The sequence below is a fragment of the Bradyrhizobium sp. BRP56 genome (genome assembly GCF_020194035.1).
Taxonomy (GTDB): Bacteria; Pseudomonadota; Alphaproteobacteria; order Rhizobiales; family Xanthobacteraceae; genus Bradyrhizobium; species Bradyrhizobium australafricanum.
The window spans coordinates 19,334-37,444 of record NZ_JADYVV010000013.1; the positions used below are offsets into that span (position 1 = coordinate 19,334).

Annotated in this window: 16 protein-coding genes and 2 pseudogenes; 2 read left to right on the top strand and 16 right to left on the bottom strand. The window is 61.4% G+C overall.

Annotated features, from left to right (window positions below):
- Window positions 1-88 precede the first annotated feature (88 nt).
- From I6F38_RS11715 to I6F38_RS11755, 9 genes and pseudogenes are all read right to left on the bottom strand, one after another.
- On the bottom strand, window positions 89-1,090 hold the full coding sequence (locus I6F38_RS11715; RefSeq protein ID WP_225160409.1) for a tyrosine-type recombinase/integrase: 1,002 nt from the start codon (window positions 1,088-1,090) through the stop codon (window positions 89-91).
- Window positions 1,087-2,013 carry a tyrosine-type recombinase/integrase gene (locus I6F38_RS11720; protein WP_225160410.1) on the bottom strand — a complete coding sequence of 309 codons (927 nt, stop codon included), beginning with the start codon at window positions 2,011-2,013 and terminating at the stop codon, window positions 1,087-1,089. Before I6F38_RS11720 ends, I6F38_RS11715 begins: the two co-directional genes overlap by 4 nt.
- Window positions 2,010-3,251, bottom strand: coding sequence for a tyrosine-type recombinase/integrase (locus I6F38_RS11725; protein WP_225160411.1), 1,242 nt, complete (start codon window positions 3,249-3,251; stop codon window positions 2,010-2,012). Before I6F38_RS11725 ends, I6F38_RS11720 begins: the two co-directional genes overlap by 4 nt.
- 41 nt (window positions 3,252-3,292) lie before the next feature.
- A complete protein-coding gene (locus I6F38_RS11730) occupies window positions 3,293-4,846 on the bottom strand; it encodes an IS66 family transposase (RefSeq protein WP_225160412.1) in 1,554 nt (517 codons plus the stop codon).
- Window positions 4,847-4,907: 61 nt separating this feature from the next.
- Window positions 4,908-5,262 (bottom strand): annotated as a pseudogene (gene tnpB, locus I6F38_RS11735) (IS66 family insertion sequence element accessory protein TnpB).
- Window positions 5,259-5,672, bottom strand: a complete 414-nt coding sequence (locus I6F38_RS11740) for a transposase (RefSeq protein ID WP_225160413.1) — start codon at window positions 5,670-5,672, stop codon at window positions 5,259-5,261. The pseudogene tnpB and the gene I6F38_RS11740 overlap by 4 nt, the downstream one beginning before the upstream one ends.
- Before the next feature lie 462 nt (window positions 5,673-6,134).
- Window positions 6,135-7,757: an EAL domain-containing protein gene (locus tag I6F38_RS11745; protein ID WP_225160414.1), complete on the bottom strand. Its 1,623-nt coding sequence runs from the start codon at window positions 7,755-7,757 to the stop codon at window positions 6,135-6,137.
- A 629-nt stretch (window positions 7,758-8,386) separates the two neighbouring features.
- Window positions 8,387-9,790, bottom strand: a complete 1,404-nt coding sequence (locus I6F38_RS43970; protein WP_018268870.1) for a GGDEF domain-containing protein — start codon at window positions 9,788-9,790, stop codon at window positions 8,387-8,389.
- A gap of 300 nt (window positions 9,791-10,090) precedes the next feature.
- Window positions 10,091-10,414, bottom strand: a complete 324-nt coding sequence (locus tag I6F38_RS11755) for a hypothetical protein (RefSeq protein ID WP_018268871.1) — start codon at window positions 10,412-10,414, stop codon at window positions 10,091-10,093.
- 356 nt (window positions 10,415-10,770) lie between these two features.
- Between I6F38_RS11755 and I6F38_RS11760 the strand changes: the two are divergent.
- Window positions 10,771-10,977, top strand: a pseudogene (locus I6F38_RS11760) (ferredoxin--NADP reductase); the annotation flags it as partial.
- A 131-nt stretch (window positions 10,978-11,108) separates the two neighbouring features.
- Here I6F38_RS11760 and I6F38_RS11765 read toward each other — a convergent pair.
- A complete protein-coding gene (locus I6F38_RS11765) occupies window positions 11,109-11,432 on the bottom strand; it encodes a helix-turn-helix transcriptional regulator (protein WP_225160415.1) in 324 nt (107 codons plus the stop codon).
- 908 nt (window positions 11,433-12,340) lie between these two features.
- Here I6F38_RS11765 and I6F38_RS11770 point away from each other — a divergent pair.
- The gene (locus tag I6F38_RS11770; protein WP_085970796.1) at window positions 12,341-13,252 is read left to right on the top strand and encodes a LysR family transcriptional regulator; all 912 of its coding nucleotides are present in this window, start codon (window positions 12,341-12,343) and stop codon (window positions 13,250-13,252) included.
- Here the strand turns inward: I6F38_RS11770 and I6F38_RS11775 are convergent.
- From I6F38_RS11775 to trbK-alt, 6 genes are read right to left on the bottom strand one after another with little or no spacing between them, the layout of a single operon-like run.
- Window positions 13,216-13,473: a DUF2274 domain-containing protein gene (locus tag I6F38_RS11775; RefSeq protein ID WP_016843881.1), complete on the bottom strand. Its 258-nt coding sequence runs from the start codon at window positions 13,471-13,473 to the stop codon at window positions 13,216-13,218. The genes I6F38_RS11770 and I6F38_RS11775 overlap by 37 nt on opposite strands.
- Window positions 13,470-14,672 (bottom strand): TrbI/VirB10 family protein, encoded by a 1,203-nt coding sequence (locus I6F38_RS11780; protein WP_225160416.1) that lies wholly within the window; start codon window positions 14,670-14,672, stop codon window positions 13,470-13,472. Before I6F38_RS11780 ends, I6F38_RS11775 begins: the two co-directional genes overlap by 4 nt.
- Window positions 14,663-15,742, bottom strand: coding sequence for a P-type conjugative transfer protein TrbG (gene trbG, locus I6F38_RS11785; protein ID WP_225160509.1), 1,080 nt, complete (start codon window positions 15,740-15,742; stop codon window positions 14,663-14,665). Before trbG ends, I6F38_RS11780 begins: the two co-directional genes overlap by 10 nt.
- Window positions 15,739-16,428, bottom strand: a complete 690-nt coding sequence (gene trbF, locus I6F38_RS11790; protein ID WP_225160417.1) for a conjugal transfer protein TrbF — start codon at window positions 16,426-16,428, stop codon at window positions 15,739-15,741. The genes trbG and trbF overlap by 4 nt, the downstream gene beginning before the upstream one ends.
- A gap of 3 nt (window positions 16,429-16,431) precedes the next feature.
- Window positions 16,432-17,793 carry a P-type conjugative transfer protein TrbL gene (gene trbL / locus I6F38_RS11795; protein ID WP_225160418.1) on the bottom strand — a complete coding sequence of 454 codons (1,362 nt, stop codon included), beginning with the start codon at window positions 17,791-17,793 and terminating at the stop codon, window positions 16,432-16,434.
- Window positions 17,790-18,110, bottom strand: coding sequence for a putative entry exclusion protein TrbK-alt (gene trbK-alt, locus I6F38_RS11800; protein WP_225160419.1), 321 nt, complete (start codon window positions 18,108-18,110; stop codon window positions 17,790-17,792). Before trbK-alt ends, trbL begins: the two co-directional genes overlap by 4 nt.
- Window position 18,111: the final 1 nt, after the last annotated feature.

Sequence of the window (18,111 nt, forward strand, 5' to 3'; positions counted from 1 at the left end):
AACGGATTTGGTATGGCACGCCGTTGTCACGCTGGCACCGTCGATCGCGCGCAGGACAGCCCCATTCCATTCGGCATAGTCTGGTCGTTCAGAGTGTATCGAGGAAGGCGAGCAGGCGATCGTTCGGCTGGAAGCGGGTTCGCTTGCCGCGCTCATACGGCTTGAGCTTTGCCAGGGCTGCTTCCTTGAAGGCGAGGTGGGCGTGCAGGTACGTCTGCGTCGTCTCGACCGATTCATGACCAAGCCACAGCGCGATCACGGAGCAGTCGACGCCGGCTTGCAGCAGTTCCATCGCAGCGCTGTGCCTCAGCACGTGCGGTGACACGCTCTTGGCCTTCAAAGACGGGCAACTCTTGTGAGCGACACGAACATGCTTTGCCAGCAGGGATTGGACGCTGTCAGCACTGAGCCGGCCGCCGTGCACATTCGGGAACAACGCTGTTGCTCCTTTCCGCAACGGTTCCTTGAGCCATGCCTGGAGCGCGCACCGAGCGAGTGTGGTCAGCGGAGTGGTCCGCTCCTTCCGCCCTTTACCGACGCATCGTACGTGTGCACCAGACCCGAGGTGGACGGCATCCCGGTCAAGGCCAGTCAGCTCTGAGAGGCGTAAGCCCGTCTGGGCCGCAACCAGCAACAAGGTGTGATCGCGGCGACCAAGCCACGTCGTTCGATCGGGCGCGGCGAGAACCGCCTCGATCTCGGGGCGCGTCAGGAAGTGCACCTGTCGCTTGTCATGGCGTTTGCTCGGTATGGCGAGCACGCGCTGGATCAGCGCACTGTGTGCCGGTTCCTCGAAGGACACGAACCTGAAGAAGGATCGGATGGCGGTCAGACGCAGGTTACGCGTCTTCGCGCTGGCGCCGCGCGTTACCTCGAGATCGGTAAGGAACGCGCCGATGAACGTTGCGTCCAAATCGGTGAGCGCCAAGGCCGATGGGGGCTTCCGCAGCCGCACCTGTGCGAACATGAACAGCAGCCGGAACGTATCTCTGTAGGAGGCGATCGTGTTGCTGCTAACATTGCGCTGGCGCATGAGGCGCTCGGTGAAGAAGCGCTCGATCAATGTGGCGACATTGCAGGCGGGCTTCATGGCGTCACCTCCCATCGCCGATCGAGACGCCGCGCCGCTTCTTCCATCAACTCGGGGCAGGCCGAGAGATACCAGTAGGTATCGCGCACGCAGGCGTGGCCGAGGTAAGTGGAGAGCACTGGGAGTTGTTGCTCGACGTCCTTGTCTTCGCGATACCAGTCGAGCAGCGTTCGGATGGCGAAGCGATGACGGAAGTCGTGCACGCGTGGCCCGGTACGATCACCTGGGCGCCGCAGCCCGATCTCTCGAGACAATCGCCAGAAGACGCGATGAACGTACTGGTGCAGCAGGCGGCCTCCCTGTTCGGCAACGAAGAAGGTTGAGCCGCAGCGTGGTCCGAGCATCGTGTCGCGCCGGTGGGCGTAGTCGCGCAATGCGGTTCTTGTCGTCGGATGCAATGGTACGAGCCGCGACTTACCGAACTTGGTCAGCCGGACCGTCAGCACGCCGGCGTCGAGGTCGACGTCATCACGCTCCAGCCCCATCGCCTCGGATATACGCATGCCCGTCACCGCGATCAGCCCGAACAGGGTATGGTAGGTCCATCGGCGCAATCCGCCCGCTGGCGGCAGAGCCAGCGCCGCCTTCAGCAACGCATCGATCTCCGCGTCGTTGTAGACATAGGGCTTGGCGCGCTTCCATCCGGGCAGCATGCCGACGGCCGGTACCTCCGTTCTCGGATCGAAGTTGGCGACATGGCGCGCGAACCCGCGTACGTCGCTCAATCGCAGCGCCCAGGATGCATGACGATCGGGCGGTAGCGTTGCCCATTCCATTGCCAGCTTCGTCGTGATGATCCTGGCTTTGCGCTTCTCCATGAAGGCGACGAAGTCGGCGAGCCGACGGGTCTGGTGCTCGTACTTGTATCCAAACCCCTTGCGCATGCTCAGGTACTTGTCGAGTGCGGAGCGCAGATCGGTCATTGCACGCCTCCCGGCCAGGGCAGGCTCAATGTTCTCAGCGCGTCGATGTCGACCTTCGCGTAAATCCGGGTGGTGTCTTGTTTCTCGTGCCGCAGCAACTGTCCGATCTCCGACAAGGTCGCGCCAGATCGGAGAAGCTCGGTAGCGAGACTGTGTCGGAAGATATGGGCGCCGCGGTGGGCACACCCTTCGATTCCGACGCGATCGAGAGCAGCCTTGGCGATCATGGTGATCGCGCATCCAGAAGCAAAGCCGACGTGTGGCGCGAGTGTGCGGACGAACAGCCGTCGGCACGACGACTTTGGGCGGCCATTGCGCAGATATGCAACGATAGCCGCGCAAATGTCTGGCGGTATCGGCATTCGTGCACGCTGTCGGCCCTTGGCGCGAACGAGTATCTCGCTGGCGCGCCAGTCGATATCGTCGACGGTGAGCGTCGCAACCTCGTTGGCCCGCAGGCCGAGCTTGGCCAGCAACAACAGAATGGCGTAGTCGCGCCGTCCCGTCACCGTCTCTCGGTCGCAACCGTCGAGAGCCTTCCGCACCTGAGCAGCAGGCAGATAGGTCGGTAGAGTTGCGAGCTTCCATCGGCGCATCGATGGAACGCAATCCGCCAACGGGCGCGCGTTCAGCCCCCGATGGTGGAGGTAACGGAGAAAGGCACGCAACGACCAGCACATCGCCTTGCCTGTTCCCGGGCCCCAATCCTGGGCGTGGCGCTCAACGTAGCGGATCACGTCCTCTTGGCTGATCTTGCGCAGGGCGCCGGCGCCGCCGGAGCACACCTCGTGCAGGAACCTGCGGATGACTGGGAGATGGCGGACGATGGACCTCGGGGCCAAGCCGCGCTCTGATCGCAGGTAGGTATCGAACTCCTTGAAGATCCGTTCGTGCGGGGTGAGAGGCGATAGCACCAACGGCGCGATCGCGTCTTCTTCGCGCAGCACCGACAGCCATCGCTTGAGCGCAGCTCGGTCACCGGGTTGGATAGACTGCCTCCCGCCTCGATGTCGGAGGTACCGCTCAACGACCTGCTCATCGAGATCGACCAGCTTGTAGCGACGGCCCGCGATCCAACTCAGGAGCCCGCCAACCACGTTGAGGCAACGCCACGTGCCGTGCCGAACGAGCCTCTCTTCGACGAGACGAGCGGCGTAGCGCTCGACGAACTGTCCGTGCGGCCCGCTTCTGAGACGCCGGTAAAGCCGGCTCCTGCCCAAGTACTCTTCAACTTCCATCTTCCTGTTCTCCGCTGTTGAAAGCGGAGGCACAGAACGAACTATGCCGAACCGACCAAACGCCGGTCAGCGAGAAATCTGGGGAAAACGACCCGACTCGGCATAGTTCGGCGGGCGGCATAAACCTGCCTATGCCGCGCGCGGCATAGCGCCGTCTGGATCAGGGTGTAGAAGACCGCAGCACGCTCGCCACCGGAGTCCGAGCCGAGGAAGGTCCAGTTGCGTCGTCCGAGCGTCAGCGGGCGGATCGCACGTTCGGCGGCATTGTTGGTCATCTCAAGACGGCCATCTTCGGTGAACCGGGAGAGCGCCTTCCAGCGATTGAGGCTGTAGCGGATGGCCTTGGCGAGGTCTCCCTTGCGACTGATCCTGCCGAGGCTTGTCTCCAGGTAATCCTTAAGGTCGGCCAGCAACGGCACGCTTTGAGCCTGGCGCATGGCCAGACGATCCGAGGCACTTCGGCCGTTGATCTCGCGCTCGACGGCGAAGACCGCGCCGATCTTGTCCAGCGCCTGACGCGCGATCGGCGATTTGGTCCTCGCGTGCTCGTCGAACAGTTCGCGTCTCGCATGGGCCCAGCACGCGACCGGCTCCGGGCGCGGGCAGCCGGTGAGCGGATCCGGTTCGTAGAGTTTGTCAAACCCGGCATAGGCGTCGGCGTGCAGGAAGCCGGATGCAGGCGCCAGAATGGCTTGAGCGTGCTCACCTTTGCGGTCAGGCGAGTAGCGATAGTAGGCCGCCGGTGGATTGGGCGAGCCCCAGGTGCCTTCATCGCGCACAACGACCCATAGCCGGCCGCTTTTGGTGCGCCCGCGTCCGGGATCCTGAACCGGGATCGGCGTGTCGTCGGCATGGATGGTCGGGCCGGCGCGAGCGTAGTCGCCGATGCGCTCAGCTACCGGCGCCATCAGCCATGCGGCCCGTCCGACCCAATCGGCCAGGGTCGATCGATCCAGGTCGACGCCCTCGCGCGCGTAGATTCCGGACTGTCGGTTCAAAGGCAGGTGGTCGCAATATTTGGAGACCAGCACATGGGCGATCAACTTTTGGCCGGGCCTGCCGCACTCGATAGGCAGGCTTGGCATCGTCGGCTGCGTAATGGCCTCGCAGTCCCGGCAGCTCAGTTTCGGCCGCACATGCACGATGACCTTGAAGTGTGATGGTACATATTCCAGCACCTCCCGCTCATCGTCGCTGATCCTGCGCAACCGCTCGGAGCCGCAGGCCGGGCAGGCGCAAACCCCGCCGTGGGTGATGATCTCGCGCGGCAGGTGATCGGGCAGCGGCCGGCGATTGCCCACACGCCGGCGCCCGGTCAACACCGGCATCGCGCCTGGCGTCGCCGCAGTCGCATCCTGGCGGGCTTCGCTGGCGGCCTCGGCTTCCTCCAGATCGCCGATGATCAGCTCGAGCAGATCGATCTGCCGATCGAGCTTCTCAGACGACTGGCCGAAGCGCGCGCGCCGCAGCGTCGCCAACTGGGCTTTCAACTTCTCGATATGCAGCGTCTTGGCGTAGAGCTCGGCCTGCAAAGCTGCCGCGAACGCGCGCAGGGCGTCCGGATCCGACGGCAATTCCGCAGTGGCGAGAGACATGCCGGCTTATAGCAAGGTCATGACTCAGGAGCGAGAATAAATCTTCGGACTCGGGAGCTTATTAGACAGCTTCAGGACGTATGACCGGTTCAGGCGCGACCGTCCGCCGCCAATCGATGCCTTCGACGAGCAAGGCCAGCTGGGGTGGTGTCAGCTGAAGCCGACCCGCCACGATCGGCGGCCAGACGAACTTTCCTTGCTCCAACCAGCTTGGCGAACAGGCACATCCCACTTCCATCCCAGGCCAGGATCTTCAACATGTCGCCGCGCTTGCCGCGGAACACGAACAGCGCCCCCGAGAAGAGATCGGCGGCCAGCACGTTCTGGACCTGGGCCGCCAAACCATCCATCCCTTTGCGCATATCGCACGGCTGCGTCGCCAGATAGACTCGCACCCCAGACCCGGGCGCGATCATGCCGCCGCCTTCAGAGCAGATAGCACTCGCCGCAACACTGCCTCGCTGATCTCGGCGTCAACTCGCAGGCGCACACCGCCGATCAGGACGATCTCAATCACGCCGCACCGTTCTGCCCCAGGGGCCACGGATGGTGAGGCAGCCTGCACATCGCTGATGACCTCGACCGGAATCAATTCCAGCGGCGAAGCCGCCGACGCTGGCGTGCGCATCTGCCGGCGCCACGTGAACAACAGATTCGCATTGATATCGTGCCGCCGAGCCACCAGTGATACCGACGCGCCGGGCTCACAGCTCTCAGCCACCAGTCGCTGCTTCTCTTCGAGCGTATATGACTTGCGCCGACGGGCGCGTGCCGTCGCACCACGAAAATCTTCGTCAGCCACTCCATCCCTCACGATCGTGTCCATTAAGCTCCGCTCGTGGACACTATCTTCAGCGCCCCGGAGCCAAGCTGCTATCCGATCCGAACCCCACAACGAAAGGCGGCCATAACCGGGCGCTTACGCACTCCCTGGCGCAATCAGGAGTCGTTAGGAGACCAGAACGGTCAGCTCCGGCGTTTCAGTCGGAGAGGCATTAGGGGCCTTGGTGACGGATCTTTGAGACGATATCCGGACTTCTGATATCTGATCGCAGTTCGCGGATGCCCCTAAGCGTTGACGTTGGAGCAGGTGCAAAACGGTGTGCACGACAGGCCGCTACCAGTGATCGAGCCAATGTGATTTCTTAAGAGCCCACGCCCCGTCTAAGTGAATGCGCCTTTGAGCAACAATGCAATTGCCGGCAACGCGTCAAATGCAGTGCGGCAGATCTACACGCCTCATTCTAATCAAGCGCCTCCCGAGCACGCTTGAACTCAGCGCGTCGACTCACGCATGTAGGTTTCTTGCTCCATCTTCAGTAACCGGTCCGCGGCGGGCTTGGCGATCAAGCAGCGCGGGGATACCGGCGGCTTGAACGGGACCACTGAACAAGTAGCCTTGTCCTTCTGTGCAACCATTGGCCACCAGATAGACAAGTTGGCCTTCGTCTTCGACTCCCTCGGCCGTGGTCGTCAAACCAAACCCTTTAGCAAGGCCGAGTATAGCACGAACGATCACCCGACTGTCGGTGCTCTCGTCGAGATGCGACACGAAGCTGCGATCGATTTTGATCTTGTCAAGACGAAACGAAAGCAGCTGGCTAAGCGTAGCATAACCTGTTCCAAAATCATCGAGCGCGATGCGGACGCCGGCTTGACGAAGTTCGTCAATCACGGTCTTCGCAGCCCCGTTCCGTTCCACGAACGCGCTCTCGGTAATTTCAATCTCCAGGCGGCATGGACTAAAGCCGGTTTGCTCAAGGATTGATATAATGCGCCCTCCAAGCGCGGAATCCCGCAATTGAATAGGCGAAATGTTGAAGGCAAGCGAGAACGTCTTCGGCCACGCAGCGGCATCAAGACACGCGCGGCGAAAAACCTGATCTCCAAGAGCGTTGATGAGGCCAGTTTCTTCTGCAATTGGAATAAACACGTCGGGCGGGATATGCCCTAATGTCCTGTTTTCCCAACGCGCCAACGCCTCGAACCCGACGATGCGATTACTTTCGAGTGAAACCACCGGCTGGTAGTGGGGCTCGATAATATCCGCCGCGATAGCGCTCCGAAGCTCACGCTCAATATTGATGCGCCGCTCGACATGTATGTCCATGTCCGGTTCGAAAAAGCGAACACGCGACCTGCCGTCGCTCTGCGCGCGATAAAGCGCGCGTTCTGCGCGCCTGACCAATTCGTGGGGGTTGACGCCATCAATCGGAGCGATGGCGATGCCAATGCCAAGACTAAGCTCGGCTGCGCCAGTCTCAATCGCGAAAGTATCGGCGGCGGACGCCATCATACGGCGCGCCAGGTTGGCGGGATCTTCGAGGGAGCTAATGCTGGGCAGGACGATCCCGAATTCGTCGCCTCCGATCCTCGCCAGGAGGCCATCCTTGCGCAAGATGTCGATAAGCCTTGTGGCAAGTTCGCAGAGTGCCTTGTCCACCGCTTCATGGCCGTGCGTATCCTTGATCCGCTTCAAGCCGTCGAGGCCGAGCATCAGAACAGCGACTTGATGCGTGTCGGTGGCGAGGCCAGCGCACAGATCAAGTTTCTCATCAAACAGGCGGCGGTTCGGCAAGCCAGTCAATGGATCGTGTCGCGCCAAATCGCGGACGTCCCCTTCTGCAATGGTTCGTGCGTCAATTCCGCGGGCGAGTTCTCGGTAGCGCCGAACACTAAAGATTGATAGTGCAATGCTCAGCAAGAACGCGACGAACACAATGAATATAATGTCGTCGAGTACCGAATCCACATAGCGCCGTCCCAGCTGCGCCAAACGGGGGCCAAGCCCATAGAGATGCGCTAAGAGTGAAGCGAGAACGACGCCGCCGAAAAGAGCAATGAAGTCTCTCGTGGCAGAACGGCGCCAATCGAAGTGCAATATTCGCAATCGTGGAGTTGAAATTTTCATCTCAGTCGAAATTTCGCAACGTAGAGTGGTCCAGTGAGGTTGGCGCCCGCAGCGCGGTTGTTAACTGAGAACCAGATGTTGCGCCGATTGCCGAACTTCAGTTGCGGCTTCGGAAGCTGCAATGAGCCATCGGGTAGCGATAGTTGCCGGGCAGAAGTTGTGTTCGAGCGACCTGCACGTTCGCACATCGTTAGCGCGGCCCAAGCAATGAGTTACATCTGCCACTTGAACACCCTGGAGCGCGAGCCGCTAGTTCACGTGGGATAGCAATCGGCGCGACTAGGTTCCTGTCAGTTGTGCTCCCTGATCCCGACATTCTGCCGAGTGCCTGGCCAGCGGATCGGTAATCGCGGCGCGCGCCAAGGGCCGGCCGCCTTGGCGAGGTGAGGCGGCTGCTGCCAGTTGAGCGCTCGACGGAACAATGGCTGTCAAGCGCTGTTGTAGCAAGCAACGACATGACAGCTCCCGGCAGCAACCTATTGTGGTGCGAATCTACCTGCAAATGTTGCAATGGATGGACCATGAACGAATAATTGTTAGTGGAGTTGCGGCTTTGACTCGGAGAATGATAGCGAGAACGAACGTCGGGGCCCAGAGCACCAGAGACGAAGTGAGCGACGAAGGATAACCTAGGCGACAACCACGCGGTTGCGACCTTCAAATTTTGCACGATAGAGTCGCTGGTCGGCGACGTTCAAGAACCCGTCGAGCGTGTCTCCATCGCGCCCGAACTCCGACACTCCAACACTGATGGTGACGCCGACCGACGGTTCGGCTCCGACGTCGAATGCGGTGCGTTCGATGGCCGACCGAAGGCGCTCGGCGACCGCGCAAGCCGCGTCGAGCGTCGCCCCCGGCAGCAGTACCATGAATTCTTCACCGCCCACGCGCGCGACAGAGTCGTAAGGCCGGATTGCCTCCAGGCACTTTCGCACGAATACGCGCAGGACCTCATCGCCGACGCTGTGACCACGCGAGTCGTTGATATCCTTGAAATGGTCGAGATCGAGCGATAGCAGAGCCAACGGAGCACCGGTCCGTTTGGCACGCGCGATCTCTGCGCCGATATGCTCGATGAAGTGGCGCCGATTCCCGGCACCGGTTAGTGGGTCGGTGGCGGCAAGCCGCTCCAACCTTTGATTGCTCATTTGCACTTGCTGGAGTGCTTTTTGAGTGTCAGCCATCGATTTGGCCAGGCGGGCGGTCATTTCTTCCTGGCTATAGATGGTCGCGAACGATTGCGTTGTTCGGAAAGCTCGGACGACGCCATAACTGAGCAGAAAAAAGCCGCCAGCAAAGATCGCGTGAGCCAGCCACCACATATGATTCCACGGCGCGGCCAAAATGAATGCGAGCGACGATAACGCAAACCATGTGACAGAAACGCCGAAAACAAGCATCAGCGGTGAGTGAATCCGTCGCATGAGCAAGGCCGCGACGTTCAGCGCGCTGAATAGCAATGCGCCGCCCTCCATGGACAGGCGGACCACCGGATGCCCAGCATAGCGTGAATAGGCGACAAGTGCGACAGCTAGGTCCACCGTAAGGAACAGGCCAATCCACATGAGCCACGCGCGCGTGTCCGAGCGCTTCTCAAGCTCGTCTGACGGCTGGTTGTAGCTGAGTAGCCCGACGAAGAGCAAAATCGACATCGCCAGACGCGACGCCGGCCCATAGAGCAGAAACAGCCAAATATTGCGATGTGCCATCCCGGTGAAGGCGCCGTGCAGCGAATAGATCAGCACGAAGGCCAGAAAACCAAGGGTCAACCACCGCAACAACGGCTCGCCTGAAGACCGATAGCAACGCCACGTCACATATGTGACGAACAGCCCCTCGAGGGTGGCGACGGCGATGGCGAATTCGTGGAACAGGTGGTCTTCAAACTTCAGCGCGGGATCCTGCTGGAAATAAAGGTAAGCGATGAACTGAGTGGGCAGCAGGGCGAAGCCGATAATGAGAAGGCTCGTATACGCCTGTGTGATCAGCCGCAGCGCGTTGGGCGGCTCGTGCAACATAAGATTGGTACTCATATGCTATACCGTCATTCCATGATGATCCCGCGCGGTCCTTTCATGAACTCGCGGGCCTTTCTTCAGAGCACCTGGGGTCCTGTTGGACAACCAAAGTGAAGGCATCATGGTTCGTCTCCGGCGAAGTCATCCAACACCCCGGCACGGGTGATCACCGCTGCACGGGCGCGGAAGTCACAAGAGTTGCCTTTCAGTCCATCAGCTGCACTCATCCGAGCAGGGCGGCGACGCCGCCAGGATCGGCTTGCCAGCCAGGAGCGGCCAAGTCCGCCACCGCGGGACCGTCGGTGCCGTGGCGGGTTATATGTTCGAGCCCACCACGTTCAGCCCACCCGCTCCGCTAAAGGTAAGGGTATCGTGCGTGTTCAGGACAGTATCCCAGCTGCTGCCCCGAGTCGTCACGATCTGCGACCCGTTCGAAAACGCGCCATCGGAAGATGAGGAAATCACGAGCCCGTTGAGGAAGGGATTCTGCGCACTGCCATACTCAATCGTCTGCTTGCCACCCACCGGTAGCGCCGTTGCGACGATCTGTCCGGACTGGTTCGGCTCTGAGCCAACGCGCGTGATGAGCAACACCGTAAGTGTCAGGCCGCTTTGATTGATGAGTTTCTTGTATGCCATCTGTGACCTCCGTTACCTGCCGCGTGTCCCCGCGCAAAATGCGGGACAGGGGTTCCGCTATATACATAAGCTGGCTAAGCTAGGCCCCTGCCAGATCTTGTAGGCGGCCAATATTTGGAACCTGTCAGATAGTTTTCATCATGTAGAAAATGCGGTGCCGCTTCGGTGTAAGCACCTAACTGCCCACTGTTGCGGGATAGGCAACATCCCCGCTTGCTCGACACTGGCCAAACTGGTCGCTCTGAATGCGGTATAGTAGTCGACACAGACACCTCGGCACGCCTTTGTCGTGGCGTCGAAGATGGCGCCATAGGACGAGAAGTAACCGCCGAAGATCGTGTCCCAGTAGGCGAGACATGCTGGATCCATTCGCCGGTATCAGGGATTCCATATTGCCGCCCGCATCTCCATCTTCATAGCTTAGTAGCCCCCACTGGACCGACAATCTCTTCAGCTTCACCACCACGCGGGATTCGTCGTTCCGCTTCCGCAGCGGCGAGTTCACCATGATCGGGTTCAAGGTCGACGAGGAGCCGCTGCTGCGTGCCTGTAGCCTCGCCAGCGTAGCTGGCTCACCAGTGATATCGAGAGTTGCCGGTTCAAGGCCGCGAGTTGATAGCCTACGCGGGCGTGCATCGGCTGGTGCGAAAGCCGGCGCCCGATCTGTTCGGGCTCCACGCTTCTCGCCGAGGCCTCATTCGAAATTCTGTGGCGTCGGACCGTTGCGTTTGTTCTTTTGGACACGCGGCTTGCCGAGACGCGCTGACTTACGGCGTTTAGGCGAGGTCTTGCAAGACACCGCATGTTTGGACGGCCGAGCAAAGAATTCGGACAAATGAACGCCCAGCGTTTCGGCGATGCGATCGAGGAGATCAATTGTCGGATTTTTCGATTGCCGCTCAAGACTGGCCATGTAAGAGCGGTCAATCCCGGCTTGGTAAGCCAATCTCTCTTGGGAAATACCGCGTTTCGCCCGAATCCGACGCACATTCCAAGCCACTAGCGCACGAGTTTTCATGTGCCAAGCATGCCATTCGCTCTGACCGTCAAACCACTGACTATAACGCTACTATTAGCGGGGTGCAGACTCATTAATGAATGCTGAGGCGGTAGGGCTACTTTGCCGATCCAGTCAGGAGCAATCACGTTCGAAGGTCCCATGCGATGGCTCCCCGCATCTCAGAAGGAGCGCTCGATGAGGCTGAGGCGATAACCGTGGCCTCCCGCGACCGGCGGTTCCGCTGCAACCTTGTTCGCAACCTCGGCGGCGCATCCAAGCGCAACCACCAACTAATGTGATGGACCGATCTGATTTGGCGATGGATTGTCGTGAGGCCGAGTCGTCATCTAATCAAATAGATTGTATTTTGGTGGCATAATTCCAGCAAACGGCCCAGCCGTCTTGCTCAAGCAGAACTTCGTCTGAACCCGCCCGTAACGCTCGCCGAGGCGATTGCACTCCGATGGCAAGAGCCAGCGTCGGCGCGCCACTCAGTGAACGAGTTGTCGAATGCGCCAAGCTCGGTTCGATCATTGGTCGGGGAAACGAGATCGCCGAATCCTTTGAAAAGGAGGCAACCGAGGGCAGATAGCTAAACCTTCTCGCAATTATCTTACCGAAGCTCCTGACCTTTTCGCGGTTGAGTTCGTCGAATGGACGCGCTTTAGCCTCTTAGCTGGCGGGCAGCTACATGCGGTTCAATCTGAAGTCGACAGCGATTTTTTGGTCGGGGCGGAAGCCTACGTTGGCTCTTTTACACGCCATTGCGGTCGGTCGCCAGAACCTCCAATGCCTTCACGAAGGCGCTCAATGGCTGCGTCAGGGCTAGCGCGAAGAAGGCGCTGAAGCAGCGCAAACAAATGGAGTGAACCATTCAAAAAACAGTTTGGTCACCGGCAATTCGCCATAGGGCTCCGACCACGCCAGTGGAATTAAGAGATCTACGCTGGGCAATCGCCGCATCTCACCACAGAAGCCTCCGCCAAGCGGCAGAAACGCTCAGAATCAAGCAGTCGACTCTTAGTCGTCGCCTGCGCAATCTCGAATACAAGTTGGGCGGCGCTCTCTTCGAGCGCACTTACGCCGGCACGCGACCGACCCTCGAAGGGCAAGAATTCCTCGATGCCGCCCAGCGCATCGTGGATGAAACGGAAGCGATCGCCGCTCGCCTCAAGACTCATTGGCGAGGCGAGAGCGGCCGATTGACCATCGGCGTCCACGCCTCACTCTCAGCCGGCAATCTCCGGGCCACCCTCCTTGACCACCGGCACCGCTTCCCCGATGCTGATACGCATCTGGTAGACGGATCGAGAGACCATCTGATCTCCGATCTAGCCAGTTCCGCCATTGACGTCGCCTTTGTGGCCGAACCCAATTCAAGCTGGAGCGACGGGTGCTTGTCGCTCTGGAGCGAACGTGTCGTCGTCGCCCTCCCCAAGGGCCATCCGCTGGCAAGGCGTGATGTGGTTCACTGGGGCGAACTGAGGGAGGAAGCGCTTCTGTTGTCACAGCATGGCCCGGCACCGGAATTGCTCAAGCTTCTCGTCAGCAAATTGGGTGGGTCCGATCCGTGTTGGCTGCTTCACCATGATGTGGCGCTCGACCGGCTTCTCACTTTGGTGGGCGCGGGCTGGGGTGTCCTGCTGACTTTGGAAGGCGCGACCGGCGCGGCCTATCAGGGAGTGACCTTCCGCGAGGTCCATGATGCGGAGGGTCCGACGCGGCTGAGCTTCCGCGCTTATTGGCGACAAGACAACTGCAATCCGTCACTGCGTCCGTTCCTCGCCCTGCTTCGGGAACGCTATCCAGACCTCTCGGCTGATCCAGAGACGACCTGAGCCGCATTTCGGCGAGCTTTTGCAAAGGCGCGGTCGGTTGCCATGAAACGCTCGATCATGGGCGCGATCAATTTGGCGGGCTCGGTCGGTGTGGTCGTGCCTCCGCTACGCGTCAGAATCTCGGCGTAGCTTTTGAGATCCCTGAAGACCGCCGCCGGCAGCTCGATCGTGAGCTTCACCGGCTTGTCGTCTTCAAGCGGCCCAAGCTTGAGCTTCGTCATGGCGTCCCTCCCTTTCCGTACGGAGCCAGCACCAGGTCTCGCGTAACGCTGACCCGCACCGGGAAACCTGGCCGGATGGTCAGCGTCGGCTGGATGTTGAGCTGGCGCTGCACGATCTGCTGACCCGTCTGGCTGATGCTGTTGGACGCGCCACTACGGATTGCTTGAACGAGGTTGTTCTCGTTCTGGCTCGTGCCCGCCTCCGCTCCAACGCTGAGCATGGTCGAGAGGACGGCGGCTTTGAACAGCATGCCCCAATGGTTGTCGACCTCATCCTCAAGCCCGGCATAACCACCGGTGTCGGCGCCGGGCTGGCGCTCGAGCACGATCGAGTTGCCGTCCGGCATGATGATGCGGGTCCAGATTAAGAGGATACGGGACTGGCCGAAGGCGACGGAACTGTCGTATTGGCCGATCAGCTTCGCACCCTGGGGAACCAGAAGATATTTGCCGGAAGGGCTGTCATAGACAGCCTCGGTCACCTGGGCGGTGACTTGGCCAGGCAGATCGGAACGAATGCCCGTGATGAGCGCAGCCGGGATCACTGTGCCGGCCTGCACGATGTAGGGAGAGGCCTTGGCTTCGAGCCGATCTGGACTGACCGTGCGCTTGTCTGTCGGAGCGTTGAGGAAGGCCGTCTTGCGGTCCTGCATGTTCTGGGCGGATCCTGCATCGACAGGTGGTGTCGCGGCCGGAGTCGGCGTGGTGCCAGTGGAGGCATTCGGGATTGGTTGGTCCATGCTCTGCGGTTGCTGAGCAGTTTGGGCAAAGAGGCGGCTAACCCGCGCCGCCTCGATTTCCTGGACCCTGTGCTGCGTCTCGGGATCAGACGTCGCCGCTATGGTGTTCGGTGCGGCGCCTGCGTTGAGGATCGGCTTGCCGAGATCGCCGGGCAGCGGCGGCCCGAGCGGCGGCGCTTGACGCGGCAGGCCAGTATAGTCCTTCGGCAACCCGGCCAGCCCCTCGGCCGAAGGTCGGTTCTGGGTGCTGAGCAGTTCTTGGCCGCTCTGCGGCTTATTGCCGGTCTGGAGGGCATAGCCGAGCGCGCCCGCGACTGCCAGGGCAGACACCGCGCCGAGGCCGACAAGGACCTTGCGCGAGAGCCGTGTGACACGGGGCCGCTCGCCTCGGAGCCGAAGGTCCGGCGGCGCGACGGACGGAGTATCGCCTTGATGTTCGACTTCCCTGCCTATCGCCATGAGCGCGACCTTCCGTCGGTGCGGACGATACGCACGCGCCGCTCGCTGTCCTTGTCACCAAGACGCAATTCGGCGGCGGCGAACAGGCGGTCGACGATGTAGTAGTTGCGGTTGACCCGGTAGTTCACCAGTTCGGAGCCGCCGGCCGGGCCAATGACGAACAGTGGCGGCATCTCACCCTGGACAATCCCGCTGGGAAATTCGATATAGACCTTGTTGCCGTCGTCAAAAGCGCGCAGCGGACGCCAGGCCGGATCATCGCCCTCGATCGAATAGCGGAAATTGATCGAAGCGAGATCGACGCCGGCCGCAATGGGGGCCGCAGTTTCAGCGGCTGCATTCTGCCGCCGAAGTGCAATCAGTTGGTCCTCGGGATACTGCCAGGAGACCGAGGCCATGTAGGTCTTCTCCGTCGAGCGCAGCTCGAGGAGATAGGTTCGCCGGTCGGTGTTGATCACGAGATTGGTGACCAATTCCGGCCGCGTCGGCTTGACCAAGATGTGGATCTTCTTGGTCGCGCCCGCCCCGCTCTCGGTATCGCCGATGATCCAGCGCACAGTGTCCCCGGCGGCAACCGGACCCGAGCCGACGAGTTGCTCGCCCTCCTGGAGGGCGACATCGGTGATCTGGCCGGGCGCCGCATAGACCTGGTAGAGGGCTCCGCCGGAGAACGGATAGACCTGTACCGCGTTGATGAATCCGTTGCGGACCGGCTGCACACGTGCCGCGGCGTTGGCCTGTTTGAGGCGAACCTTTGGATCGGCGGCCTCCGGGACGCGCTTGCCGGCGGCGAGCGGTTTCAACTGCCCAGGCAGCGGCAGGGGCTGAGGCAATTCCACGATCTTGACGGGAGGCGGCGGATCGACGGTGAGCGTCGCTGGCTCCGCACTATCGTAGTTAATGTCGGGCGGGATGAAATTGTGCGCGCAGCCACCAAGCGCCAAGGCGAACATCAGCAAAGGCGCAAAGCCGGATTTACGGAAGCACGTATCGCCGTCTTTCCGGCTTTGGTGAACGATGGAGAAACGTAAAGCCGGACCGCCGGCTTTTGAGGAAATCGGCGGGGTCATTGTCCCAGCTCCTTCGACCAGTTGATGGCGTTGACGTAGATGCCGAGTGGATTCTTGCGGAGCCGATCGGCGTCGGTGGGTGGCTGGATCGCGATAGTGAGGATCGCGGTCCAACGTGTGGTGCCGGCGAGCGCCCCATCCTGAAAGCGGTGTTCGACCCAGGCGACGCGAAAACTGTCGGGCGAGGCGCGGATGACGCTGGAGACGTCGATGGCGACCTGTTGCCTGCCGAGATTGGCGAAGGGGTCATTGGCGCGGGCGTAATCGTTGAGCGCCGCCGCGCCCGCCGCCGTCGTGAAAGCATAGGCCTGCAGCCAGTTGTGCCGCACGATGATCGGGTCGGCCGGAAGCGAACGAACGATCTGGATGAAGTGAGCGAGATACCAGGCAATCTGCGGGTCGTTTGGCCTGTAGTCAGCGGTCGCGGGCGCCACGGCTTGCGCCTCGCCGAGCTTGTCGACCTGCACCACCCAGGGAACGACGGTGCCGTGCGTGGATTGCCAGACGAGCCCGCCGGCAAGGCCGCAGCTAAGGATCAGCGACCCAAAGGCCATCAGCCGCCAGTTTTTGGCCTGGACGCGGGCCGAGCCGATGCGCTCATCCCAAACTTGCGCTGCGCGCTGGTAGGGGGTTTCGGGTTCGCTCGTGCGGCCGTAGCGCACGGACGATCGCCGGAAAACTGACATTCGTTATTCTCCTCCCGAGAGGTCGACGGAGTGGCCTCCGCCATGGCTGTCGCCGGATTTGAGGGCCTGCGCGGCTGTCTGAGCGCCGTGAATGACGGTCTGATTGCGCTTGACGCGCTGGGCCCAGGCAGGCGGACCGCTCTCGCTCGCTGCTTGAGATGCAGCTTCATCGTTTGCGGCGGTGCCGCTCCCGATGGTCCCCATCGTCGAGGAGCCACCCGTGTTGGCGACGCCGGCACGGGCACCAGAGCTAAAACTCTCCGTCATTGCCCCCGTTGCTCGCGCAGCGGCGCGTCTTGCGGGAGCTGCCGCTGCACTGGCCGCAGCACGGCCCACGCCGCCGAGACCGGACGCGACGCCGCCAGCGCCGGACCGACCGGCCGATGCGAGGCTGTAGGTGGAGGACACACCGCCCGCCATCGCAACACCACCACGCGCGGCGGCCGCAGCACCGGAGCTAGCTGCCATCACTCCCCTTCCGGCCAAACCGAGCGCCGCGCCGCCGACCATCGCTGTACCGGCAACAGCCAGACCCGTGCCGACGGCAGCGCCCGCACCAAGCTGCGGCGCGCCGGAAACAAGACCGGTGGCGATGCCGGGCCCGAAGATGCCGAGACCGAGCATGGCGAGCGCCGCCAGCACGACAGAAAGAGCCTGCTCGATGGTCGGCTGGCCACCAGCATAGGCGGTCGTGAACTGGGAGAAGAGCCCGGTGCCGATGCCGACGATGACAGCGAGCACCATGACTTTCACGCCGGACGCAACGACGTTGCCCAGCACCTTCTCTGCGAGGAAGGCGGTCTTGTTGAAGAGCGCGAACGGAATGAGGATGAAGCCAGCGAGCGTCGTCAGCTTGAACTCGAGCAGCGTGATGAACAGCTGCACCGCCAGAATGAAGAAGGCGATCAGCACCAGCAGCCAGGAGACCATCAGCACGGCAATCTGAACGAAATTCGCAAAGAAGCTGGTGAAGCCCATCATCTGGCTTGCGGAGTCGAGCAGCGGCTGTCCGGCATCGAGGCCGACCTGCGCAAGCCTGCCGGGCCGCAGGAAGTCCGCGGTCGAGATCGACGAGCCGCCGGCCTTCAGGCCGAGGCTAGCGAAGCCATTGAAGATGATGCCTGAGAGCTTGGTGAAGTTGGTGATGATGAAGGCAAAGAAGCCGATGTAGAGGGTCTTCTTCACCAGCCGCTGGAGAATGTCTTCGTCCGCGCCCCAGGCCCAGAACAGGCCGGCCAACGTGATGTCGATGACGATCAACGTCGACGACAAATACGTGACCTCGCCTTTGATCAGGCCGAAACCCGAATCGATGTAGGTCGTGAAGGTATTGAGGAAGGTGTCGATAACGCCGACATTGTTCATCGCTTCTCTCCCTGCGGTGCGTTCGTCATCGGCTGTGTGGCCGGCGCGGCCTGCGGCAGAAGTGGCCGCGCCGGCCCGCCGAAGAAGCGCGCGCGGTTCTCCTTCCAGACCGCCTGGCAGTGCGGATCTTCGGCATCCTGGGGACCAAGCGCGCCGCAGCGGCGCAGCTCGGCCGAGAGATCATCGGGAGCGGAGACAGAGGGGGCATTGGATACGGGACGCTCCGCCGGACGCCGGTGGATGACGTGCAGCGCGGCGAGAAACATCGCGAACACGATGATCATCGCGCCTGCGCGAAGGATATCCGAACGCTCCATG